The organism is Streptomyces sp. NPDC000075, from assembly GCF_040301925.1.
GTDB lineage: Bacteria > Actinomycetota > Actinomycetes > Streptomycetales > Streptomycetaceae > Streptomyces > Streptomyces polychromogenes.
On the sequence record NZ_JBEPFL010000004.1, the window covers coordinates 222,274 to 245,774 of the forward strand.

Annotated in this window: 17 protein-coding genes and 1 tRNA gene; 15 read left to right on the forward strand and 3 right to left on the reverse strand. The window is 68.1% G+C overall.

The window, feature by feature from the left end; all coding sequences use genetic code 11:
• Positions 1–20 precede the first annotated feature (20 nt).
• Complete coding sequence (locus ABT403_RS07010) at positions 21–1,100, forward strand: UDP-N-acetylmuramate dehydrogenase (protein ID WP_425580239.1); 1,080 nt, start codon at positions 21–23, stop codon at positions 1,098–1,100.
• A gap of 1 nt (position 1,101) precedes the next feature.
• Complete coding sequence (locus ABT403_RS07015) at positions 1,102–1,518, forward strand: hypothetical protein (protein WP_344163419.1); 417 nt, start codon at positions 1,102–1,104, stop codon at positions 1,516–1,518.
• Here the strand turns inward: ABT403_RS07015 and ABT403_RS07020 are convergent.
• Both ABT403_RS07020 and ABT403_RS07025 read right to left on the reverse strand, forming a co-directional pair.
• The gene (locus tag ABT403_RS07020) at positions 1,508–2,527 is read right to left on the reverse strand and encodes an adenosine deaminase (RefSeq protein ID WP_344163422.1); all 1,020 of its coding nucleotides are present in this window, start codon (positions 2,525–2,527) and stop codon (positions 1,508–1,510) included. The genes ABT403_RS07015 and ABT403_RS07020 overlap by 11 nt on opposite strands.
• A gap of 138 nt (positions 2,528–2,665) precedes the next feature.
• Entirely contained in the window at positions 2,666–3,892 is a 1,227-nt protein-coding gene (locus ABT403_RS07025) for a pyridoxal phosphate-dependent aminotransferase (protein ID WP_344163425.1), read from the reverse strand.
• 192 nt (positions 3,893–4,084) lie between these two features.
• On the opposite strand from ABT403_RS07025, the gene ABT403_RS07030 reads away from it, so the two are divergent.
• The 10 genes from ABT403_RS07030 (at position 4,085) to ABT403_RS07075 (ending at position 17,408) form a co-directional block, all read left to right on the forward strand.
• A tRNA-Trp gene (locus tag ABT403_RS07030) sits at positions 4,085–4,157 on the forward strand.
• Positions 4,158–4,261: 104 nt separating this feature from the next.
• Positions 4,262–4,543, forward strand: coding sequence for a preprotein translocase subunit SecE (secE, locus tag ABT403_RS07035; protein WP_042801552.1), 282 nt, complete (start codon positions 4,262–4,264; stop codon positions 4,541–4,543).
• Positions 4,544–4,627: 84 nt separating this feature from the next.
• Positions 4,628–5,539, forward strand: a complete 912-nt coding sequence (gene nusG, locus ABT403_RS07040; protein WP_344163432.1) for a transcription termination/antitermination protein NusG — start codon at positions 4,628–4,630, stop codon at positions 5,537–5,539.
• A 171-nt stretch (positions 5,540–5,710) separates the two neighbouring features.
• A complete protein-coding gene (rplK, locus tag ABT403_RS07045) occupies positions 5,711–6,145 on the forward strand; it encodes a 50S ribosomal protein L11 (RefSeq protein ID WP_042818558.1) in 435 nt (144 codons plus the stop codon).
• A gap of 87 nt (positions 6,146–6,232) precedes the next feature.
• Positions 6,233–6,961: a 50S ribosomal protein L1 gene (gene rplA, locus ABT403_RS07050; protein WP_042818557.1), complete on the forward strand. Its 729-nt coding sequence runs from the start codon at positions 6,233–6,235 to the stop codon at positions 6,959–6,961.
• Positions 6,962–7,105: 144 nt separating this feature from the next.
• Complete coding sequence (locus ABT403_RS07055) at positions 7,106–8,026, forward strand: SCO4651 family lipoprotein (protein WP_344163437.1); 921 nt, start codon at positions 7,106–7,108, stop codon at positions 8,024–8,026.
• Between the two features lie 288 nt (positions 8,027–8,314).
• Positions 8,315–8,845, forward strand: coding sequence for a 50S ribosomal protein L10 (gene rplJ, locus ABT403_RS07060; protein ID WP_042818555.1), 531 nt, complete (start codon positions 8,315–8,317; stop codon positions 8,843–8,845).
• 111 nt (positions 8,846–8,956) lie between these two features.
• The gene (rplL, locus tag ABT403_RS07065; protein WP_079429292.1) at positions 8,957–9,343 is read left to right on the forward strand and encodes a 50S ribosomal protein L7/L12; all 387 of its coding nucleotides are present in this window, start codon (positions 8,957–8,959) and stop codon (positions 9,341–9,343) included.
• Positions 9,344–9,930: 587 nt separating this feature from the next.
• Complete coding sequence (rpoB, locus tag ABT403_RS07070) at positions 9,931–13,413, forward strand: DNA-directed RNA polymerase subunit beta (RefSeq protein ID WP_344163454.1); 3,483 nt, start codon at positions 9,931–9,933, stop codon at positions 13,411–13,413.
• Between the two features lie 95 nt (positions 13,414–13,508).
• Entirely contained in the window at positions 13,509–17,408 is a 3,900-nt protein-coding gene (locus tag ABT403_RS07075) for a DNA-directed RNA polymerase subunit beta' (protein ID WP_344163457.1), read from the forward strand.
• A gap of 136 nt (positions 17,409–17,544) precedes the next feature.
• Here ABT403_RS07075 and ABT403_RS07080 read toward each other — a convergent pair whose 3' ends face one another.
• Entirely contained in the window at positions 17,545–20,025 is a 2,481-nt protein-coding gene (locus tag ABT403_RS07080) for a YfhO family protein (protein ID WP_344163460.1), read from the reverse strand.
• 400 nt (positions 20,026–20,425) lie between these two features.
• Between ABT403_RS07080 and rpsL the strand changes: the two genes are divergently transcribed.
• Genes rpsL through fusA form a run of 3 tightly spaced genes read left to right on the forward strand, consistent with a single transcriptional unit; the run spans position 20,426 to position 23,442 of the window.
• Positions 20,426–20,797, forward strand: a complete 372-nt coding sequence (rpsL, locus tag ABT403_RS07085; RefSeq protein WP_007265893.1) for a 30S ribosomal protein S12 — start codon at positions 20,426–20,428, stop codon at positions 20,795–20,797.
• A 2-nt stretch (positions 20,798–20,799) separates the two neighbouring features.
• Complete coding sequence (gene rpsG, locus ABT403_RS07090; protein WP_007265894.1) at positions 20,800–21,270, forward strand: 30S ribosomal protein S7; 471 nt, start codon at positions 20,800–20,802, stop codon at positions 21,268–21,270.
• 39 nt (positions 21,271–21,309) lie between these two features.
• Positions 21,310–23,442 carry an elongation factor G gene (gene fusA, locus ABT403_RS07095; RefSeq protein WP_344163465.1) on the forward strand — a complete coding sequence of 711 codons (2,133 nt, stop codon included), beginning with the start codon at positions 21,310–21,312 and terminating at the stop codon, positions 23,440–23,442.
• The last annotated feature ends 59 nt before the right edge of the window (positions 23,443–23,501 follow it).

Sequence of the window (23,501 nt, forward strand, 5' to 3'; positions counted from 1 at the left end):
CGGACCGTACTCTTGTCCACGTGCAGGAACTCCACGACGCCCCCCTCGCCCCGCTGACCACCTTCCGCCTCGGCGGCCCCGCGGCCCGGCTGGTCACCGCGACCACCGACGCCGAGGTGATCGAAACCGTCCGCGCCGCGGACGCGAGCGGCACCCCGCTCCTGGTCATCGGCGGCGGCAGCAACCTCGTCATCGGCGACGAGGGCTTCGACGGCACCGCCCTGCGCATCGCCACCACCGGCTTCACCCTGGGGTCCCCCATGCCGGAGGCCAGGGGAGGCACCACCCTGGAGCTCGCCGCCGGCGAGAACTGGAGCGACGCCGTCACCCGCACCGTCGAGGCAGGCCTCGCCGGCATCGAGTGCCTCGCCGGCATCCCCGGCTCCGCCGGCGCCACCCCGATCCAGAACGTCGGGGCGTACGGCCAGGAGGTCTGCGACACCATCACCGAGGTCGTCGCCTACGACCGCGCCACCGGCGAGACGGTCACCCTCACCGCCGCCGAATGCGCCTTCCGCTACCGCAACAGCCTCTTCAAGGACCGGCCCGACCGCTACGTCGTCCTGCGCGTGCGCTTCGCCCTGGAGGACGCGGGCGGCCTCTCCGCGCCCATCAAGTACCCCGAGACGGCCCGCGCCCTCGGCGTCGAGGCCGGCGACCGCGTCCCCGCCGCCACCGCCCGCGAGACGGTCCTGCGCCTGCGCGCCGGCAAGGGCATGGTCCTCGACCCCGCCGACCACGACACCTGGTCCGCCGGCTCCTTCTTCCACAACCCGATCCTGACCGACGAGGCCTACGCGGCCTTCCTCGTCCGCGCCCAGGACCGCCTCGGCCCCGACACCGTCCCGCCCGCCTACCCGGCCGGCGAGGGCCGTACGAAGACCAGCGCCGCCTGGCTGATCGACAAGGCTGGCTTCACCAAGGGTTACGGCACCGGACCCGCCCGCATCTCCACCAAGCACACCCTCGCCCTCACCAACCGCGGCGAGGCCACCACCGAGGACCTGCTGACCCTGGCCCGCGAGGTCGTCGCCGGAGTCCGCGAGGCCTTCGGCGTCACCCTCGTCAACGAGCCGGTGACGGTCGGCGTCCGCCTCTGAGATGAACTGCCCCCTGCACGGGGCCGGCACGGACCCCACGCGCCTGGTGGGACGCCGGATCAGCCGCGTCGTCGCGTCCTGGCACATCTGCGAGGGCGAACGCTCCGAGGCCCCCCTCGACGTCTGGCTGATCGACAGCGCGGGCGAATCCACCCGGATCACCACCGGATCCGACTGGTGCCTCATCGTCGAGTCCGCCCCGCCCCACGAGCCCTACGACATGGGGGAGTGGGGCCGGGTCGAGGTCGGCGAGGACCTCGGCGACCACCCGTTCCTGCGCCACCTCGGCCAGACCGTCGAATCGGTCGCCGAGTTCGCCCTGCCCGAGCAGGGCCGCACCCACCTGGAGATCGGCTTCCCCGACGGCCGCCGGGTACGGGCCGACTGCCACGAAGGCGACCTGCGGCTCACCCGCTGAGCCAGTGCTCGATCCCGTCCAGCAGCTTCGCCTTGACCTCGTCCGGCGCCGCCGAACCCCGCACCGACTGGCGGGCCAGCTCCGCGAGCTCCGCGTCCGTGAAGGCGTGGTGGCGCCGCGCGATCTCGTACTGGGCCGCCAGCCGCGACCCGAAGAGCAGCGGGTCGTCCGCGCCCAGCGCCATCGGCACCCCGGCCTCGAAGAGGGTGCGCAGCGGGACGTCCTCGGGCCGCTCGTAGACGCCGAGCGCCACATTGGACGCGGGGCAGACCTCACAGGTGATCTGCCGGTCCGCGAGCCGCTTCAGCAGCCGCGGGTCCTCCGCCGCCCGGACGCCGTGCCCGATGCGGGAGGCGTGCAGGTCGTCGAGGCAGTCGCGGACCGAGGACGGGCCGGTGAGCTCACCGCCGTGCGGGGCCGCCAGCAGGCCACCGTCCCGGGCGATGGCGAAGGCCCGGTCGAAGTCGCGGGCCATGCCCCGGCGCTCGTCGTTGGAGAGGCCGAAGCCGACGATCCCCCGGTCGGCGTACCGGACGGCCAGCCGGGCGAGCGTACGGGCGTCCAGGGGGTGCTTCATCCGGTTGGCGGCGATCAGCACCCGCATCCCCAGGCCCGTCTCCCGGGAGGCCGCCTCGACGGCGTCGAGGATGATCTCCACGGCCGGGATCATGCCGCCCAGCAGCGGGGCGTACGAGGTGGGATCCACTTGGATCTCCAGCCAGCCGCTGCCGTCCCGGACGTCCTCCTCGGCGGCCTCGCGGACCAGCCGCCGGATGTCCTCGGGCTCGCGCAGGCAGGAACGGGCGGCGTCGTAGAGCCGCTGGAAGCGGAACCAGCCGCGCTCATCGGTCGCCCGCAGTTTGGGCGGCTCCCCGGCGGTCAGGGCGTCCGGCAGCCGGACGCCGTACTTGTCGGCCAGCTCCAGCAGGGTCGACGGGCGCATCGAGCCGGTGAAGTGCAGGTGCAGGTGGGCCTTCGGCAGAAGCGTGAGATCGCGTACGTGCTCCATCTGGTGATCCTGCCGCATCGGTCACCCGATTGGCAGCGCATTACCTGAACGGGACGTTGCCCGAACACGAATATGACGCCCGACGCGCCGGAGCGGCGCCGCCCCGCGTGGGGTGACGCCGCTCCGGAGGGGGTGTGCTTACGCCTTGGCCTCGGCCAGGAGGTTCTGGATCCGGGTCACGCCCTCGACCAGGTCCTCGTCGCCCAGGGCGTAGGACAGGCGCAGGTAGCCCGGGGTGCCGAAGGCCTCGCCCGGGACGACCGCGACCTCGGCCTCGTCCAGGATCAGCGCGGCCAGCTCGACCGAGGTCTGCGGGCGCTTGCCGCGGATCTCCTTGCCGAGCAGTTCCTTGACCGACGGGTACGCGTAGAACGCGCCCTCGGGGGTCGGGCAGAAGACGCCGTCGATCTCGTTCAGCATCTTGACCATCGTCTGGCGGCGGCGGTCGAAGGCCTTGCGCATCTCGGCCACGGCCTCCAGGTCGCCCGAGACGGCGGCCAGCGCGGCCACCTGGGCCACGTTGGAGACGTTGGAGGTGGCGTGCGACTGCAGGTTCGTCGCGGCCTTGATGACGTCCTGGGGGGCGATGACCCAGCCCACGCGCCAGCCCGTCATGGCGTACGTCTTGGCGACGCCGTTGACGATGATGCACTTGTCGCGCAGCGCCGGGACGAGCACGGGCAGCGAGGTGAACTTCGCGTCGCCGTAGACCAGGTGCTCGTAGATCTCGTCGGTCAGCACCCACAGGCCGTGCTCGGCGGCCCACTCGCCGATCGCCTTCGCGTCGGCCTCGGAGTACACCGCGCCCGTCGGGTTGGACGGGGAGACGAACAGGACGACCTTGGTGCGCTCGGTGCGCGCCGCCTCCAGCTGCTCGACGGAGACCCGGTAGCCGGTGGTCTCGTCGGCGACGACCTCGACCGGGACACCGCCCGCGAGGCGGATCGACTCCGGGTAGGTGGTCCAGTACGGGGCCGGGACGATGACCTCGTCACCCGGGTCGAGGATCGCCGCGAAGGCCTCGTAGATGGCCTGCTTGCCGCCGTTGGTCACCAGGACCTGGGCCGCGTCCACCTCGTAGCCGGAGTCGCGCAGCGTCTTGGCGGCGATGGCCTTCTTGAGCTCGGGCAGGCCGCCCGCCGGCGTGTAGCGGTGGAACTTCGGGTCGCGGCAGGCCGCGACCGCCGCCTCGACGATGTAGTCCGGGGTCGGGAAGTCGGGCTCGCCCGCGCCGAAGCCGATCACCGGGCGCCCGGCGGCCTTGAGGGCCTTGGCCTTGGCGTCGACGGCGAGGGTCGCGGACTCGGAGATGGCGCCGATACGGGCGGACACCCGGCGCTCGGAGGAAGGCGTTGCAGAGGTCATGCGGCCAATCGTCCCAGACGCTCCGGAGCCCCCGCACAACGTTTCAGTCACCGGACGGAGCAGGTCCGGATGTTCTCTGTTCGACGTCAGGCCCAGGACCACGTATGCTCTGCTGTCGTTGGTCCTCACCAAACGCCCCGGGGCGTGAGCACTCCGTGCACTCGTCCGGATGCGGTAGGTTGGGGAGCACAAAGGGTCGTAGCTCAATTGGTAGAGCACTGGTCTCCAAAACCAGCGGTTGGGGGTTCGAGTCCCTCCGGCCCTGCTCCACACTCCTCTCGGATGTGTGCGCAGGTACGTATTTCGATGCAACGCCGTGCGGCGCAACCGGGCGCGGCTACGGCCACGACCCGGATTCAGGTGAGAGACGTGACGGACGCCCTGGGCTCCATCGACATGCCTGATGCCGACAGCGACACTCGCGAGAAGAAGGCCCGCAAGGGCGGCAAGCGCGGGAAGAAGGGCCCTCTGGGCCGCCTCGCGCTTTTCTACCGCCAGATCGTCGCGGAACTCCGCAAGGTCGTCTGGCCCACGCGCAACCAGCTCTCGACGTACACCACCGTGGTGATTGTCTTCGTCGTCATCATGATCGGTCTGGTGACCGTGATTGACTATGGGTTCCAGGAAGCCATCAAGTTCGTCTTCGGCTGATCCCCGCGGAGGGCGGCGCCTTGATGGGTGCCGCCCGTTTTCGCATGTTCCACCACCTTTTGTATCCAGGAAGAAGCAGCCACCGTGTCTGACCCGAACCTGAACGCGAGCCACGACTCCGTCGAGTCCGTCGAGGACGAGCTCGACATCGTCGAGGCGGCAGACGCTGTGGACCCCGACGAGGTTGAGCTCGCCGACGCCGAGGCCGGCATCGCCGCCGAGGCCGCCGCGCTGCACGTCGAGGACGAGGCCGACGAGGCCGACGAGGACGAGGCCGACGCCGAGGAGGACGACGAGGACTCCGAGGACGAGGGCGACGTCGAGGACGCCGCGGCCGAGGACGAGGAGGAGGCCGAGGAGGCCGCTCCCGCCGAGCCCGTCGACCCGATCCAGGCCCTCCGTGACGAGCTGCGCCTGCTCCCGGGCGAGTGGTACGTCATCCACACCTACGCGGGCTACGAGAAGCGCGTGAAGGCGAACCTGGAGCAGCGCGCCGTCTCGCTGAACGTCGAGGAGTTCATCTACCAGGCCGAGGTGCCCGAGGAAGAGATCGTCCAGATCAAGAACGGCGAGCGCAAGAACGTCCGGCAGAACAAGCTGCCCGGCTACGTTCTCGTCCGCATGGACCTGACGAACGAGTCCTGGGGCGTCGTCCGCAACACCCCCGGTGTCACCGGCTTCGTCGGCAACGCGTACGACCCGTACCCGCTGACCCTGGACGAGATCGTCAAGATGCTCGCCCCCGAGGCGCAGGAGAAGGCCGCCAAGCAGGCTGCCGAGGAGGCCGGTCTGCCCGCGCCCGCCGTCAAGCGCACCATCGAGGTCCTGGACTTCGAGGTCGGCGACTCGGTCACCGTCACCGACGGCCCGTTCGCGACGCTCCAGGCGACGATCAACGAGATCAACCCGGACTCGAAGAAGGTCAAGGGCCTCGTCGAGATCTTCGGCCGCGAGACCCCGGTCGAGCTGAGCTTCGACCAGATCCAGAAGAACTGATCCAGATCTTCTGAGCGACGCTTCCGAAGCAGGTCAGACCGGCCCGAAAAAGGCGGTCTGACCTGCTCGGTTTTTAGCCCCGCACCGATACCCGTTATCGTGGTGCGGTATGCCTCCATCCGGATGACCGGAAGGCGGCTGGAAAACTCTCACTAGGACCCGGAGAGAGCAATGCCTCCCAAGAAGAAGAAGGTCACGGGGCTTATCAAGCTCCAGATCAAGGCCGGCGCGGCCAACCCGGCTCCGCCGGTCGGCCCCGCGCTCGGTCAGCACGGCGTCAACATCATGGAGTTCTGCAAGGCCTACAACGCCGCGACCGAGTCGCAGCGTGGCATGGTCGTGCCGGTGGAGATCACGGTCTACGAGGACCGCTCCTTCACCTTCGTGACGAAGACCCCGCCGGCCGCGCGCCTCATCCTGAAGCACGCTGGCATCGAGAAGGGCTCCGGCGAGCCGCACAAGACCAAGGTCGCGAAGCTCACGCGTGACCAGGTCCGCGAGATCGCCACGATCAAGATGCCCGACCTCAACGCGAACGACCTGGACGCCGCGGAGAAGATCATCGCCGGCACCGCCCGTTCCATGGGTGTCACGGTCGAGGGCTGATCAGCCCCCTCGCAGTTCCCCAGTGGTAGGGCCAAGCGCTGGTCCGTACCACGACTCCATGCCTGAAGCACTTACACAGGAGCAGAAGTGAAGCGCAGCAAGACTCTCCGCGCTGCGGACGCCAAGGTCGACCGGGAGAAGCTCTACGCTCCCCTCGAGGCCGTCCGTCTCGCCAAGGAGACCAGCACCACCAAGTTCGACGCCACCGTCGAGGTTGCCTTCCGCCTGGGTGTCGACCCGCGCAAGGCCGACCAGATGGTCCGCGGCACCGTGAACCTCCCGCACGGCACCGGTAAGACCGCCCGGGTCCTGGTCTTCGCGACCGGTGACCGTGCTGCGGCCGCGGAAGCCGCCGGCGCCGACATCGTCGGCGACGACGAGCTGATCAACGAGATCGCCAAGGGCAACCGCCTGAACGAGTTCGACGCCGTCGTGGCGACCCCGGACCTCATGGGCAAGGTCGGCCGCCTCGGCCGCGTGCTCGGTCCGCGTGGTCTCATGCCGAACCCGAAGACCGGCACCGTCACCATGGACGTCGCCAAGGCTGTCACCGACATCAAGGGTGGCAAGATCGAGTTCCGCGTCGACAAGCACTCGAACCTGCACTTCATCATCGGCAAGGTCTCCTTCTCCGATGAGCAGCTGGTCGAGAACTACGCGGCGGCCCTGGACGAGATCGTCCGTCTGAAGCCGTCCGCCGCCAAGGGCCGCTACATCAAGAAGGCCGCCCTCAGCACCACGATGGGCCCCGGCATCCAGCTGGACTCCAACCGCACCCGGAACCTCCTCGTCGAGGAAGACCCGGCTGCTGTCTGATGGGGATGAGCCTCACGGCTCGCCTGAACGGCTGAACCGGCCCCCCGCCTCCCTCACGGGAAGCGGGGGGCCGGTTTCGTTCGTCCCGGGGTGCCCCGGAAATCACGTGCGACTTTCCCGTCCCTTTACCGTATGGTCGGACGGTTGATCGAACGCACCAGGGGTGGGGACTCCATGCTCACGCACCACAAGAAGACCGCCGTGGCCGCACTGGCGGCCGTACTGCTCGTCGGCGGCGCCACGACCGCCTGTGAGGGCGGCAAGAAGGACGACGGGGGCAAGGCGGGGGCCGCTCCGTCCGCGGCGCCGTCCACCGGCGCACCGGCGGCGGGCAAGCCCGCGGGCGGGGCCGGCGAGGCCGCCCCGGCCGCGTACCTGGAGAAGGTGAAGAAGAAGTCCGAGGAGATCACCTCGCTCCGCTACACCATGACCGGTACCGCGCAGGGCCAGCCGGTCAACGCGGACGTCTCGCTGCGCGTCAAGCCGGCCGTGGCCATGTCCATGAAGATGACCACGCCGGGCGAGGACGCGGCGGCGGAGATCCGCCTCGTCGACGGGGTCATGTACATGGGCTCCGAAGGCGCGTGGCTCAAGCTCGACGTGAAGGGCGCGAATCCGGAGGCCGCCAAGCAGCTGGACGGCCTCGGCGCCGGTTCGGGCAACGCCGCCGAGAACCCCGGCGACCGCGCCGGTGACCTGCTGGGCGCCAAGGACCTCAAGACCGTCGGCGAGGAGACCATCGACGGCGTGAAGACCCGGCACGTCTCCGGCACGGTCACCGTCGAGCAGATGCGGGCCTCCCTCGCCTCCCTCGCTCCCGAGGCCAGGGAGCGCCAGGAGAAGTCCGTCAAGAAGCTGGAGGGCGAGGGCATCACCAGCATGAACATGGACATGTGGATCGACGAGAGCGACCACACCAAGCAGGTCCGCACCCGCGCCGAGTCGGCCAAGGGCCCGATGGACATGACGATGAAGTTCCTGGACTTCAACAAGCCGGCCGACATCGCCGCCCCGCCGGCCGACCAGGTCCTGGACTTCGGCGCCAAGGGCTCCGGCCAGGGCTGACCCCTCGGCCTCCGGACCCGTCGGGGGGCGGGTCCGGGGGGCGATTTGCTCCGCGTCGCATGCTTCGCGTACTCTTCCACAGAAGCCAAAGACCGCTGGTCGTTGCCGCGCCCGTAGAGGGTGTGGTGGCCGAAGGATCCGCTACTGCGGACGACCCGCGCAGGTGACTGTGGAATCGTTCCTGGAAAATTTTTCCGGTTGAGCTACGCCCTGGCGCCTGCGTCGGGGCGTTTTGTATGTCAGCCCCTTCTGAGCGGTCCTCATCACCCGGAAGGAGGCCGACGCTCTATGGCAAGGCCCGACAAGGCTGCCGACGTAGCCGAGCTTGAGGACAAGTTCCGCAGCTCGAACGCCGTTGTGCTGACCGAGTACCGGGGTCTCACCGTGAAGCAGCTCAAGACGCTGCGTCGTTCGCTCGGTGAGAACGCCCAGTACGCCGTGGTGAAGAACACGCTGACCAAGATTGCGGCGAACAACGCCGGGATCACCTCGCTCGACGACCAGTTCACTGGTCCGACGGGTGCCGCCTTCATCACCGGTGACCCGGTGGAGTCGGCCAAGGGTCTTCGTGACTTCGCCAAGGAGAACCCGAACCTGATCATCAAGGGCGGTGTCCTTGATGGTAAGGCGCTGTCCGCCGATGACATCAAGAAGCTTGCGGACCTCGAGTCCCGCGAGGTTCTGCTCAGCAAGCTGGCCGGCGCGTTCAAGGGCAAGCAGTCCCAGGCTGCCTCGCTCTTCCAGGCGCTGCCGTCGAAGTTCGTCCGCACCGCGGAAGCGCTTCGCGTCAAGCTCGCCGAGCAGGGCGGTGCCGAGTAATTCGGCTCGCGCACTGATCCACGCCGCCTAGTGCGTGGGTCGTAGCGGGCCGTTACGCCCGCCTCTCTAGACATATCGGCACCTGCCGAATTAGTGGAAGGATCGCCCATCATGGCGAAGCTCTCTCAGGAAGACCTCCTCGCCCAGTTCGAGGAGATGACCCTCATCGAGCTCTCCGAGTTCGTGAAGGCCTTCGAGGAGAAGTTCGACGTCACCGCCGCCGCGGCCGTCGCCGTTGCCGCCCCGGGTGCCCCCGGCGCCGGCGCCGTTGCCGAGGTCGAGGAGAAGGACGAGTTCGACGTCATCCTCACCGCCGCCGGTGACAAGAAGATCCAGGTCATCAAGGTCGTGCGCGAGCTGACCTCCCTGGGTCTGAAGGAGGCCAAGGACCTCGTCGACGGCACCCCGAAGCCGGTCCTCGAGAAGGCCAACAAGGAAGCCGCTGACAAGGCCGCTGAGGCCCTCAAGGCCGCTGGCGCCTCGGTCGAGGTCAAGTAACACCTCTGAGGCCGCCTGACGGCCTCAACCAAGGGCGATCACCCGTAAGGGTGGTCGCCCTTTGGCGTATTCGCAGTGCCTGACTTGCCCTGGTCTCGTTGGGGAGTAGGGTGATCTTCGTTGCCCCGACGCAGGGTCCGGAGATGATCCGCTCGGAGCACGGGGCCTTGACGAACGGCCAGCGGCGCGCAATTCTCAGACCCGTCGCGAGGTCGCCCGGTCGGATCCGGGATCCGAGGCATGGATCGACTACGAAGAGGGCAGTACTCATACGCGCTCTGTGTACGGGCGCTGCGGCAACGGCCGCGGTGTTGGTTGGACGCGGTGTTGGTTGAGGACGTGGGGAAGGGCCTGTTGCCGGTTTCCGGAAACCTGGTCTGGACATCAGTGAGCCAAGTGGCTACACTGACCCTTTGCGCTGCCTGTTAGCTGTCCCCTGCCCGTCGCCAGGGGCATGCCCACGCTCGAGCACACCGGATTGATACGCCCTGACCTGGTCTTTTAGTCCAGCTGGGGAGGCTCTGTCTTCTGTGTCGGCTGGGACCGGTACGCGCGTAGTGAGTCCGAGCCCTCGGAAGGACCCCCTCTTGGCCGCCTCGCGCAACGCCTCGACCAATACGAACACCGGTGCCAGCACCGCCCCGCTGCGCATCTCCTTTGCAAAGATCAAGGAGCCCCTCGAGGTTCCGAACCTCCTGGCGCTGCAGACCGAGAGCTTTGACTGGCTGCTCGGCAACGCCGCCTGGAAGTCTCGCGTCGAGTCGGCGCTTGAGAGTGGACAGGACGTCCCCACCAAGTCCGGTCTGGAAGAGATCTTCGAGGAGATCTCGCCGATCGAGGACTTCTCCGGGTCGATGTCGCTGACGTTCCGCGACCACCGGTTCGAGCCGGCGAAGAACTCCGTCGACGAGTGCAAGGAGCGCGACTTCACGTACGCGGCGCCGCTCTTCGTCACCGCCGAGTTCACGAACAACGAGACCGGTGAGATCAAGTCTCAGACGGTCTTCATGGGCGACTTCCCGCTCATGACCAACAAGGGCACCTTCGTCATCAACGGCACCGAGCGCGTCGTCGTGTCGCAGCTCGTCCGTTCCCCGGGTGTCTACTTCGACTCCTCCATCGACAAGACGTCCGACAAGGACATCTTCTCCGCCAAGATCATCCCCTCCCGGGGTGCCTGGCTGGAGATGGAGGTCGACAAGCGCGACATGGTCGGCGTCCGCATCGACCGCAAGCGCAAGCAGTCCGTCACCGTCCTCCTGAAGGCTCTCGGCTGGACCACCGAGCAGATCCTCGAGGAGTTCGGCGAGTACGAGTCCATGCGCGCCACCCTGGAGAAGGACCACACCCAGGGCCAGGACGACGCGCTGCTCGACATCTACCGCAAGCTGCGCCCGGGCGAGCCGCCGACCCGCGAGGCCGCTCAGACGCTGCTCGAGAACCTCTACTTCAACCCGAAGCGCTACGACCTCGCGAAGGTCGGCCGCTACAAGGTGAACAAGAAGCTCGGCGCCGACGAGCCGCTCGACGCCGGTGTGCTCACCACCGACGACATCATCGCCACGATCAAGTACCTCGTGAAGCTCCACGCGGGCGAGACCGAGACCGTCGGCGAGTCGGGCCGGGAGATCGTCGTCGAGACCGACGACATCGACCACTTCGGCAACCGTCGTATCCGCAACGTCGGCGAGCTCATCCAGAACCAGGTCCGTACGGGTCTCGCCCGTATGGAGCGCGTCGTGCGCGAGCGCATGACCACCCAGGACGTCGAGGCGATCACGCCGCAGACCCTGATCAACATCCGGCCGGTCGTCGCCTCCATCAAGGAGTTCTTCGGCACCAGCCAGCTGTCGCAGTTCATGGACCAGAACAACCCGCTGTCGGGCCTGACGCACAAGCGTCGTCTCAACGCCCTCGGCCCGGGTGGTCTGTCCCGTGAGCGGGCCGGCTTCGAGGTCCGTGACGTCCACCCGTCTCACTACGGCCGCATGTGCCCCATCGAGACGCCCGAAGGCCCGAACATCGGTCTGATCGGTTCGCTGGCCTCCTACGGCCGCATCAACCCGTTCGGCTTCATCGAGACCCCGTACCGCAAGGTCGTCGACGGTGTCGTCACCGACGAGGTCGACTACGTCACCGCCGATGAGGAAGACCGCTTCGTCATCGCCCAGGCGAACGCCCGCCTGGACGACGAGATGCGCTTCGCCGAGGGTCGCGTCCTGGTCCGCAAGCGTGGCGGCGAGGTCGACTACGTCGAGCCGTCCGACGTGGACTACATGGACGTCTCGCCGCGCCAGATGGTGTCCGTCGCGACCGCGATGATCCCCTTCCTCGAGCACGACGACGCCAACCGCGCCCTCATGGGCGCGAACATGATGCGTCAGGCCGTTCCGCTCATCAAGGCGGAGGCCCCGCTCGTCGGCACCGGCATGGAGTACCGCTGTGCGGTCGACGCCGGCGACTCGATCAAGGCGGAGAAGGACGGTGTCGTCCAGGAGGTCTCGGCCGACTACATCACCGTCGCCAACGACGACGGCACGTACACCACGTACCGCGTCGCCAAGTTCTCCCGCTCGAACCAGGGCACCTCGGTCAACCAGAAGGTCATCGTCAACGAGGGTGACCGCATCATCGAGGCCCAGGTCCTCGCCGACGGTCCCGCGACCGAAGAGGGCGAAATGGCCCTCGGCAAGAACCTGCTCGTCGCGTTCATGCCGTGGGAAGGCCACAACTACGAGGACGCGATCATCCTGTCGCAGCGCCTCGTGCAGGACGACGTCCTCTCCTCGATCCACATCGAGGAGCACGAGGTCGACGCCCGTGACACCAAGCTGGGCCCCGAGGAGATCACCCGGGACATCCCGAACGTCTCCGAGGAGGTCCTCGCCGACCTCGACGAGCGCGGCATCATCCGCATCGGTGCGGACGTCGTCGCCGGCGACATCCTCGTCGGCAAGGTCACGCCCAAGGGTGAGACCGAGCTGACCCCGGAAGAGCGCCTGCTCCGCGCGATCTTCGGTGAGAAGGCCCGCGAGGTGCGTGACACCTCGCTCAAGGTTCCTCACGGTGAGATCGGCAAGGTCATCGGTGTCCGCGTCTTCGACCGCGAGGAGGGCGACGAGCTTCCCCCGGGCGTGAACCAGCTGGTCCGCGTCTACGTCGCCCAGAAGCGCAAGATCACCGACGGTGACAAGCTCGCCGGCCGTCACGGCAACAAGGGTGTTATTTCGAAGATCCTTCCGATCGAGGACATGCCGTTCCTCGAGGACGGAACTCCGGTCGACATCATCCTGAACCCGCTGGGTGTCCCGTCCCGAATGAACCCGGGACAGGTCCTGGAGATCCACCTCGGCTGGCTCGCCAGCCGCGGCTGGGACGTCTCCGGCCTCGCGGACGAGTGGGCGCAGCGCCTCCAGGCGATCGGCGCCGACCAGGTCGCCCCCGGCACCAACGTCGCCACCCCCGTCTTCGACGGTGCGCGCGAGGACGAGCTGGCCGGCCTGCTCCAGCACACCATCCCGAACCGCGACGGCGAGCGCATGGTGCTCCCGACCGGTAAGGCGCGCCTGTTCGACGGCCGCTCCGGCGAGCCGTTCCCGGACCCGATCTCGGTCGGGTACATGTACATCCTCAAGCTGCACCACCTGGTCGACGACAAGCTCCACGCCCGTTCGACCGGTCCGTACTCGATGATCACGCAGCAGCCGCTGGGTGGTAAGGCGCAGTTCGGTGGTCAGCGCTTCGGTGAGATGGAGGTGTGGGCGCTTGAGGCTTACGGCGCCGCGTACGCGCTCCAGGAACTCCTGACGATCAAGTCCGACGACGTGACCGGCCGCGTGAAGGTCTACGAGGCCATCGTCAAGGGCGAGAACATCCCCGAGCCGGGCATTCCCGAGTCCTTCAAGGTGCTCATCAAGGAAATGCAGTCGCTCTGCCTCAACGTGGAGGTGCTGTCCTCGGACGGCATGTCCATCGAGATGCGCGACACCGACGAGGACGTCTTCCGCGCGGCGGAGGAGCTCGGTATCGACCTGTCCCGGCGCGAGCCGAGCAGCGTCGAAGAGGTCTGACGGGCCTGGCCGGGGGATCCGATCGATCCCCCGGCCGCCCCGGGACCGTTCAGACCATGATTGAGACTCGACCCCGAAAGAGGGATTGACGCACAGTGCTCGACGTCAACTTCTTCGACGAGCTGCGGATCGGCCTTGCCACCGCGGACGACATCCGAACCTGGTCGCACGGCGAGGTCAAGAAGCCGGAGACCATCAACTACCGCACCCTCAAGCCCGAGAAGGACGGACTCTTCTGCGAGAAGATCTTCGGTCCTACCCGGGACTGGGAGTGCTACTGCGGCAAGTACAAGCGTGTCCGCTTCAAGGGCATCATCTGTGAGCGCTGTGGCGTCGAGGTCACGCGCGCCAAGGTGCGTCGTGAGCGCATGGGCCACATCGAGCTCGCCGCTCCCGTCACCCACATCTGGTACTTCAAGGGCGTCCCGTCGCGCCTGGGCTACCTGCTGGACCTCGCGCCGAAGGACCTCGAGAAGGTCATCTACTTCGCCGCGTACATGATCACGTTCGTCGACGACGAGCGCCGTCAGCGCGACCTGCCGTCGCTGGAGGCCCACGTCTCCGTCGAGCGCCAGCAGATCGAGAACCGCCGCGACGCCGACCTCGAAGGCCGCGCCAAGAAGCTCGAGAGCGACCTGGCCGAGCTCGAGGCCGAGGGTGCCAAGGCCGACGTGCGCCGCAAGGTGCGCGAGGGCGCCGAGCGCGAGATGAAGCAGCTCCGTGACCGCGCCCAGCGCGAGATCGACCGCCTCGACGAGGTGTGGAACCGCTTCAAGAACCTCAAGGTCCAGGACCTCGAGGGCGACGAGCTCCTCTACCGCGAGCTGCGTGACCGCTTCGGCACGTACTTCGACGGCTCGATGGGTGCCGCGGCGCTGCAGAAGCGCCTGGAGTCCTTCGACCTGGAGGAGGAGGCCGAGCGCCTCCGCGAGATCATCCGTACCGGCAAGGGCCAGAAGAAGACCCGTGCGCTCAAGCGCCTCAAGGTCGTCTCCGCGTTCCTGCAGACCAGCAACAGCCCCAAGGGCATGGTGCTCGACTGCGTGCCGGTCATCCCGCCGGACCTGCGTCCGATGGTGCAGCTCGACGGTGGCCGCTTCGCGACCTCCGACCTGAACGACCTGTACCGCCGCGTCATCAACCGCAACAACCGCCTGAAGCGCCTTCTCGACCTCGGTGCCCCCGAGATCATCGTGAACAACGAGAAGCGCATGCTCCAGGAGGCCGTGGACGCGCTCTTCGACAACGGTCGTCGCGGCCGCCCGGTGACGGGCCCCGGCAACCGCCCGCTGAAGTCCCTCAGCGACATGCTGAAGGGCAAGCAGGGTCGATTCCGTCAGAACCTTCTCGGTAAGCGTGTGGACTACTCCGCGCGTTCCGTGATCGTCGTCGGTCCGCAGCTGAAGCTGCACCAGTGTGGTCTGCCCAAGGCCATGGCGCTGGAGCTCTTCAAGCCGTTCGTGATGAAGCGCCTGGTCGACCTGAACCACGCGCAGAACATCAAGTCGGCGAAGCGCATGGTCGAGCGCGGCCGCACGGTCGTGTACGACGTGCTCGAAGAGGTCATCGCCGAGCACCCGGTCCTGCTGAACCGTGCGCCCACGCTGCACCGTCTCGGCATCCAGGCCTTCGAGCCCCAGCTGGTCGAAGGCAAGGCCATCCAGATCCACCCGCTCGTCTGCACCGCGTTCAACGCGGACTTCGACGGTGACCAGATGGCCGTCCACCTGCCGCTCTCCGCGGAGGCGCAGGCCGAGGCCCGCATCCTGATGCTGTCCTCGAACAACATCCTCAAGCCGGCCGACGGCCGTCCGGTCACGATGCCGACGCAGGACATGGTCCTGGGTCTGTTCTTCCTGACCACCGACGGTGAGCTCCGTGACGTCAAGGGCGAGGGCCGCGCGTTCGGCTCGACCGCCGAGGCGATCATGGCGTTCGACGCCGGCGAGCTCGCGCTCCAGTCGTCCGTCGACATCCGCTTCCCGGTGGGCACCATCCCGCCGCGCGGCTGGGTGCCGCCGGTCGCCGAAGAGGGCGAGCAGGAGTTCCAGCCGGGCGACAGCTTCCGTCTGAAGACGACCCTGGGCCGTGCGCTCTTCAACGAGCTGCTGCCCGAGGACTACCCGTTCGTCGACTACTCGGTGGGCAAGAAGCAGCTCTCCGAGATCGTCAACGACCTGGCGGAGCGCTACCCCAAGGTCATCGTGGCGGCGACGCTCGACAACCTGAAGGCGGCCGGCTTCCACTGGGCGACCCGTTCGGGCGTCACCGTGGCCATCTCCGACGTCGTCGTGCCCGAGGCCAAGAAGGCCATCGTCGCGGGCTACGAGGCGATGGACGAGAAGGTCCAGAAGCAGTACGAGCGCGGTCTGATCACCAAGGACGAGCGCACGCAGGAGCTCATCGCGATCTGGACCAAGGCGACCAACGAGGTCGCCGAGGCGATGAACGCGAACTTCCCCAAGACGAACCCCATCTTCATGATGGTTGACTCGGGTGCCCGAGGAAACATGATGCAGATGCGACAGATCGCCGGTATGCGTGGTCTGGTGTCGAACGCGAAGAACGAGACCATCCCGCGTCCCATCAAGGCCTCGTTCCGTGAGGGCCTCACCGTTCTGGAGTACTTCATCTCCACGCACGGTGCCCGTAAGGGTCTGGCGGACACCGCCCTGCGTACCGCCGACTCGGGTTACCTCACCCGTCGTCTGGTGGACGTCTCGCAGGACGTCATCATCCGCGAGGAGGACTGCGGTACCGAGCGCGGCCTCAAGCTCAAGATCGGCACCAAGGACGAGACGGGTGTCCTCCGCAAGGCGGACGACGTCGAGACCTCCGTGTACGCCCGCATGCTGGCCGAGGACGTCGTCATCGACGGCAAGGTCATCGCGCCGGCGAACGTGGACCTCGGTGACGTGCTCATCGACGCCCTCATCGCGAACGGCGTCGAGGAGGTCAAGACCCGCTCGGTCCTGACCTGTGAGTCCGCCGTCGGCACCTGTGCCTTCTGCTACGGCCGCTCGCTGGCCACCGGCAAGCTGGTCGACATCGGTGAGGCGGTCGGCATCATCGCCGCCCAGTCCATCGGTGAGCCCGGTACCCAGCTGACGATGCGTACCTTCCACACCGGTGGTGTGGCCGGTGACGACATCACGCAGGGTCTGCCGCGTGTCGTCGAGCTCTTCGAGGCCCGTACCCCGAAGGGTGTCGCCCCGATCTCCGAGGCCGCCGGCCGCGTGCGGATCGAGGAGACCGAGAAGACGAAGAAGATCGTCATCACGCCCGACGACGGCAGCGAGGAGACGGCGTTCCCGATCTCCAAGCGCGCCAAGGTCATCGTGCACGAGGGCGACCACGTCGAGGTGGGCCAGAAGCTCACCATGGGTGCCACCAACCCGCACGACGTGCTGCGCATCCTCGGCCAGCGTGCCGTCCAGGTCCACCTGGTCGGCGAAGTCCAGAAGGTCTACAACTCGCAGGGCGTGTCGATCCACGACAAGCACATCGAGATCATCATCCGGCAGATGCTCCGCCGCGTGACGATCATCGAGTCCGGCGACGCGGAGCTCCTCCCGGGCGAGCTCGTCGAGCGCTCCCGCTTCGAGACCGAGAACCGTCGTGTGGTCACCGAGGGCGGTCACCCCGCCTCCGGCCGTCCGCAGCTGATGGGTATCACCAAGGCCTCGCTGGCGACGGAGTCCTGGCTGTCGGCCGCCTCCTTCCAGGAGACGACCCGAGTCCTGACGGACGCGGCGATCAACGCCAAGTCCGACAGCCTCATCGGCCTCAAGGAGAACGTCATCATCGGTAAGCTCATCCCGGCCGGTACGGGTCTGTCCCGCTACCGCAACATCCGGGTGGAGCCGACCGAGGAGGCCAAGGCCGCGATGTACTCGGCCGTCGGCTACGACGACATCGACTACTCCCCCTTCGGCACCGGCTCCGGCCAGGCTGTCCCGCTGGAGGACTACGACTACGGCCCGTACAACGGCTAACAGCTCGTAAGAGGAAGCCCCCCACCGCTCCGAGAGGAGAGGTGGGGGGCTTCTTCGTGTCCGGGGGAGGGAGGGCCGCGGGGGGTGGGAGGGGCAGGGGTGGGAGGGGCGGTGGCCGCCCCTCCCACCCCTCCCGTCAGAGGCGCTCGCGGCGGCGGCGGAGGTGGGACGCCGTGGTGACCGAGGTCAGGGTCAGGAGGGCCAGGGTGGCCGCTGCCAGGCCCGGGGTGAGGCCCTTGGGGGTGTAGGTGCAGGAGAGGTGGCGGGTGCCCGGGGTGAGGGGGATGGCCAGGAGGCCGTGGAAGTCCGTGGTGGGGGAGGAGCACTGCCAGCCGGGGATGTCCGTCGTGGCGAAGACGGCCGTGCCGGTGGCGGCCGGCGGGAGGGTGGCCTCGATGGTGTGGCCGCCGACGCGGACGTCGGTGGCGCCCGTGGTGGTGAGGTCCCGGACGCGGGTGTCCAGGGCCGTGCGGTTCAGGCAGCCGATCGGGTGCGGGCCCGCCGTGGCGTTCTCGGTGCGGGTCTCCACCGTCGCCGTGACCGTGCCGGACGCGGGGACCGGGCCCAGGGGGAGGACGCCGGTCATCCGGTCCTCCAGGGGGAGGGAGCGGTCGCCGGTGCGGAGGGTGCCGTAGAGGGCGGGGGAGTACCAGTAGGCCTCCGAGCCCGGGGTGCAGGCGGCCGTGTAGGTCTGGGAGGCCTCCGTGCCCGTGCGGGCGGCCGCGGGGACCTCGTAGACCGTCGCCCCCAGGACGTTCTCCTGGCGGGCGTAGACGCTCTCCGCCGGGTTGGGGGAGGTGTACGGGGCCGGGCGGACCGTCACCAGGGGAGGGGCGGCCTGCCTGGTCGCCGTCCAGGTGCCCGGGGCGGTGCCCGGGCGGACCCGGGCGCCGATGGAGAAGATCGCGTCGAGCACCGGGTTGTCGGCGCCGAAGAAGGTCCGGCCGTCGTTCTTGTAGCCGTAGCCCAGCGGCTCCAGGGCCTTGTACGTGGCCTCCGGCAGGTAGCTGCTGTAGTACTGCGGCCCCTCCGAGCGCAGGGCCAGGGCGTCGTTGTACGAGGTCTGCGGCGCGCCCGAATCCGTCCGGTAGGCGGGCCAGCCGTCCACCTGGCGGACCGCTTCGTAGTGGTTCGTGATCGAGCGGTTGGAGGTCGGCGCGGGCGCCGCCCAGCGTTCGCGGGACCGGCGGGCGTCCGCGTTCGCCGCCGCGACCGTGGACTCGGCGAAGACCACGCCGATCATGAGCAGCGCGGCGACCGGGATCAGCACGCGCCGCTTCTCGCCCAGCGCGAGCAGGGTCAGGGCCAGCAGGGACAGGGCGCCGCCGCCCAGGACCGCCGGCCAGGTCCAGCCGCCGAAGTCGTTCGTGTGGCGGAGCACGAAGGTGGCGACGACGAGGAGGCCGGCCGCCAGGGCCAGGTGCGGCGGGCGCGGGCGGTTGGCCAGGGCCAGCCAGGCCAGGACCACGACCATCCCGCTGAACACGAAGGTCTCGCGGTACGGGTTGCCGTTCGGCACCGCCAGGCCGTGCCACACGTACTGGGTGGGCGGGAACTGGAAGGAGACCAGGACCAGCAGGGCGGCGCCCGCCCAGACCAGGCGCGTGCGGGCGGCGATGCGGCTGTTGAGGAGGAAGGTTCCCGCCAGGATCAGGCCCAGCGAGGCCACGTACAGGCGCGGCCGGCCGCCCCACAGGTGGGTGGCCGGGAGCATGCCGGCCAGGAAGACCTCGATGCGCACCGGGTCGAAGGCCGCGGCCTTCGTGGGCTGCGAGGCGCCGCTGGAGAGGAAGGAGGGGAGGAGGAGGGGGAGGGTCAGGAGGATGCCCGTCGCCGCGGCGGTGGCCGCGCGCCACAGGGCGCGCAGGCGCTGCGCCCCCGTCATGTCGAGGGTCAGCATCCGGACGGCCAGCAGGACGCACGCGGCCATCGTGGCCATCATCGCCGTGTAGAAGTTCCCGTACCAGGCGAGAGCGACGAGCAGGGCGGCGCCCGGCCAGCGCCGGCCCTCCAGGCACCACTCGACGGCGATGCCCAGCAGCGGCAGGGCCACCAGGCCCCACAGCCACATCGGGATGTACGAGGCGTCGCTGAGCGCCCAGCCGCACAGGCCGTAGCAGGCGCCGAGGACCCCGCGCTGCCACCACGGGCCGGCCTGGAGCTTCCCCAGGTAGACGGTCATCAGCGCGGCGGCCGCGCCCATCGTCACCGGGGTGATCAGGAAGACGGCCAGGTCGACGTGGGCGCGCGGGACGAGGACGGCGAGCCAGGAGAACGGGTTGCCGAGGTAGGTGTAGTAGTCGGACAGGAACTGCTGTCCGAAGCCGCCGCGCCAGCTGAAGAGGACGTCGCCGGCGGCCTGGCCGTGCAGCAGGTCCCACAGGGCGCGGTGGAAGGGCACGTACTGGTTGGCCTGGTCGTTGATGGCCCGGCCGGTGTCGCCGAAGGGGAAGCTGCCGCGGGCCGCCCAGGCCGCGCAGAAGGCGCCCGAGGTGACGAGGAAGGCCAGCAGGGGACCGTACAGGCGGGAGAGGGCGCCGCCCCGCCGGGGCGACGGGGCGCCTCCGCCGGGGGGCGGGGATGCGGCCGTCTTCGGCTCCGAGGTGACCGTCCCCAATGTCCTGCTCCTGGCGCTCGTACGTTTTGAACTGACTCGCTGGGATTCGCTGGCAGTGTAGTTCGCCCGCACTACCACGCCGGTGTGACCTGCGCGCGCCCGCCCCGGCGACGACACGCCACACCCAAGGGGCGCCTGAGCTGCGCGGCCGTGCGGACGGTGGCGGCGAGGCTTATGTTTTGACCGGAGTGGATGCGGTGGGTACGCTCAGACCTTGTGCCTGGGGTGTGCCTGGGCTCCCGCGCGTGTCCATCAACCGCGTGGCGAGCCGCATCGGCCACCGAGATTCATGCGTCTCCGCGCTTGCGCGGAGCTCCGCCGGATCCGACACACCCGACCGCGTGGGTCGGAAAAGTTCCAGGTTAGCTTCACTACACGGCACACAGAAACCGGAGAAGTAGTGCCTACGATCCAGCAGCTGGTCCGGAAGGGCCGGCAGGACAAGGTCGAGAAGACGAAGACCCCCGCGCTCGAGGCCTCGCCTCAGCGTCGTGGTGTCTGCACGCGTGTGTTCACGACCACCCCGAAGAAGCCGAACTCGGCGCTCCGTAAGGTCGCGCGTGTGCGTCTGACCTCCGGCATCGAGGTCACCGCTTACATTCCGGGTGAGGGACACAACCTGCAGGAGCACTCCATCGTGCTCGTGCGTGGTGGCCGTGTGAAGGACCTGCCGGGTGTTCGTTACAAGATCATCCGCGGTGCGCTTGACACCCAGGCTGTCAAGAACCGCAAGCAGGCCCGCAGCCGCTACGGCGCCAAGAAGGAGAAGTAAGAATGCCTCGTAAGGGCCCCGCCCCGAAGCGCCCGGTCATCATCGACCCGGTCTACGCCTCTCCTCTGGTGACCTCGCTCATCAACAAGATCCTCCTGAACGGCAAGCGCTCCACCGCCGAGCGCATCGTTTACGGCGCCATGGAAGGCCTCCGCGAGAAGACCGGCAACGACCCGGTCATCACGCTGAAGCGCGCGCTGGAGAACGTCAAGCCGTCCCTCGAGGTCAAGTCCCGCCGTGTCGGTGGCGCGACCTACCAGGTTCCCGTCGAGGTCAAGCCGGGTCGTCAGTCGACCCTGGCCCTCCGCTGGCTCGTGGGTTACTCCCGCGCCCGCCGCGAGAAGACCATGACCGAGCGCCTGATGAACGAGCTTCTCGACGCCTCGAACGGCCTCGGTGCGGCCGTCAAGAAGCGCGAGGACACGCACAAGATGGCCGAGTCCAACAAGGCCTTCGCGCACTACCGCTGGTAGTCGCAACCCACATCGAGACCGAGAGAAGACTGAAGCCTTATGGCTACCACTTCGCTTGACCTGGCCAAGGTGCGCAACATCGGCATCATGGCCCACATCGACGCGGGCAAGACGACCACCACCGAGCGCATCCTGTTCTACACCGGTGTGTCGTACAAGATCGGTGAGGTCCACGACGGCGCCGCCACGATGGACTGGATGGAGCAGGAGCAGGAGCGTGGTATCACCATCACGTCTGCCGCTACCACCTGCCACTGGCCGCTCGAAGATGTTGACCACACCATCAACATCATCGACACCCCGGGTCACGTCGACTTCACCGTCGAGGTAGAGCGTTCGCTCCGCGTCCTCGACGGCGCCGTCACCGTGTTCGACGGTGTGGCCGGCGTCGAGCCCCAGTCCGAGACCGTTTGGCGTCAGGCGGACCGCTACGGCGTGCCGCGTATCTGCTTCGTCAACAAGCTCGACCGTACGGGCGCCGAGTTCATGCGCTGCGTCGACATGATCAAGGACCGCCTCGGCGCGGTTCCGATCGTCATGCAGCTGCCGATCGGCTCCGAGGCGGACTTCAAGGGCGTCGTCGACCTCGTCCGCATGAAGGCCCTCGTGTGGTCCGCCGAGGCCACCAAGGGTGAGATGTACGACGTCGTCGACATCCCGGACACCCACACCGAGCTGGCCGAGGAGTGGCGCGCCACCCTCGTCGAGCAGGTCGCCGAGAACGACGAAGAGATGATGGAGCTCTTCCTCGAGGGCACCGAGCCCACCGAGGAGCAGCTGCACGCGGCCGTCCGCCGCATCATCCTGGGTTCCGGCAAGGGCAAGGGCGAGCCCACGATCACCGCGGTGTTCTGCGGTACGGCGTTCAAGAACAAGGGCGTCCAGCCCCTGCTCGACGCCGTCGTGCGTTACCTCCCGTCGCCGCTCGACATCGAGGCCATCGAGGGCCACGACGTCAAGGACGCCGAGGTCGTCGTGAAGCGCAAGCCGTCGGACGAGGAGCCCCTCGCCGCGCTCGCGTTCAAGATCATGAGCGACCCGCACCTCGGCAAGCTCACCTTCGTCCGGGTTTACTCGGGCCGCCTGGAGGCCGGCACCGCGGTGCTGAACTCCGTCAAGGGCAAGAAGGAGCGCATCGGCAAGATCTACCGCATGCACGCGAACAAGCGTGAGGAGATCGACGCGGTGGGCGCCGGCGACATCGTCGCCGTCATGGGCCTGAAGCAGACCACCACCGGTGAGACGCTGTGTGACGACAAGGCGCCCGTGATCCTGGAGTCCATGGACTTCCCGGCTCCGGTCATCCAGGTCGCCATCGAGCCCGCTTCCAAGGGTGACCAGGAGAAGCTGGGTGTCGCCATCCAGCGTCTCGCGGAAGAGGACCCGTCGTTCCACGTCCACTCGGACGAGGAGACCGGCCAGACCATCCTCGGCGGTATGGGCGAGCTGCACCTCGAGGTGCTGGTCGACCGTATGAAGCGCGAGTTCAAGGTCGTCGCCAACGTCGGCAAGCCGCAGGTCGCGTACCGCGAGACGATCCGCAAGGCCGTCGAGCGTCACGACTACACCCACAAGAAGCAGACCGGTGGTACCGGTCAGTTCGCCAAGGTGCAGATCGCGATCGAGCCGATCACGGACGCCGATGGTCCGGCGTACGAGTTCGTGAACAAGGTCACCGGTGGCCGCGTGCCGAAGGAGTACATCCCTTCGGTCGACGCCGGTGCGCAGGAGGCCATGCAGTTCGGCATCCTCGCCGGCTACGAGATGACGGGCGTCCGCGTCACGCTTCTCGACGGTGGCTACCACGAGGTCGACTCCTCCGAGCTCGCCTTCAAGATCGCCGGTTCGCAGGCCTTCAAGGAGGCCGCGCGCAAGGCTTCTCCCGTGCTCCTCGAGCCGATGATGGCCGTCGAGGTCACCACGCCGGAGGAGTCCATGGGTGACGTCATCGGTGACATCAACTCCCGCCGTGGCCAGATCCAGGCCATGGAGGACCGTCACGGAGCCAAGATCGTCAAGGGCCTCGTGCCGCTTTCGGAGATGTTCGGCTACGTCGGAGACCTCCGCAGCAAGACCTCGGGTCGCGCCAGCTACTCGATGCAGTTCGACTCCTACGCCGAGGTTCCCCGGAACGTCGCTGAGGAGATCATCGCGAAGGCCAAGGGCGAGTAACTCTTCCGAGTACACGCTTTAGGCTTGCCACCGGAGCCTCTGGGGCAACAGGAGCAACC

Excerpts from the sequence above, each read along its gene's own strand:
- ABT403_RS07015 (WP_344163419.1), top strand. The coding sequence starts at position 1,102 with ATGAACTGCCCCCTGCACGGGGCCGGCACGGACCCCACGCGCCTGGTG.
- ABT403_RS07020 (WP_344163422.1), bottom strand. The coding sequence starts at position 2,527 with ATGGAGCACGTACGCGATCTCACGCTTCTGCCGAAGGCCCACCTGCAC.
- ABT403_RS07025 (WP_344163425.1), bottom strand. The coding sequence starts at position 3,892 with ATGACCTCTGCAACGCCTTCCTCCGAGCGCCGGGTGTCCGCCCGTATC.
- rplK (WP_042818558.1), top strand. The coding sequence starts at position 5,711 with ATGCCTCCCAAGAAGAAGAAGGTCACGGGGCTTATCAAGCTCCAGATC.
- rplJ (WP_042818555.1), top strand. The coding sequence starts at position 8,315 with ATGGCAAGGCCCGACAAGGCTGCCGACGTAGCCGAGCTTGAGGACAAG.
- rplL (WP_079429292.1), top strand. The coding sequence starts at position 8,957 with ATGGCGAAGCTCTCTCAGGAAGACCTCCTCGCCCAGTTCGAGGAGATG.
- rpsG (WP_007265894.1), top strand. The coding sequence starts at position 20,800 with ATGCCTCGTAAGGGCCCCGCCCCGAAGCGCCCGGTCATCATCGACCCG.
- fusA (WP_344163465.1), top strand. The coding sequence starts at position 21,310 with ATGGCTACCACTTCGCTTGACCTGGCCAAGGTGCGCAACATCGGCATC.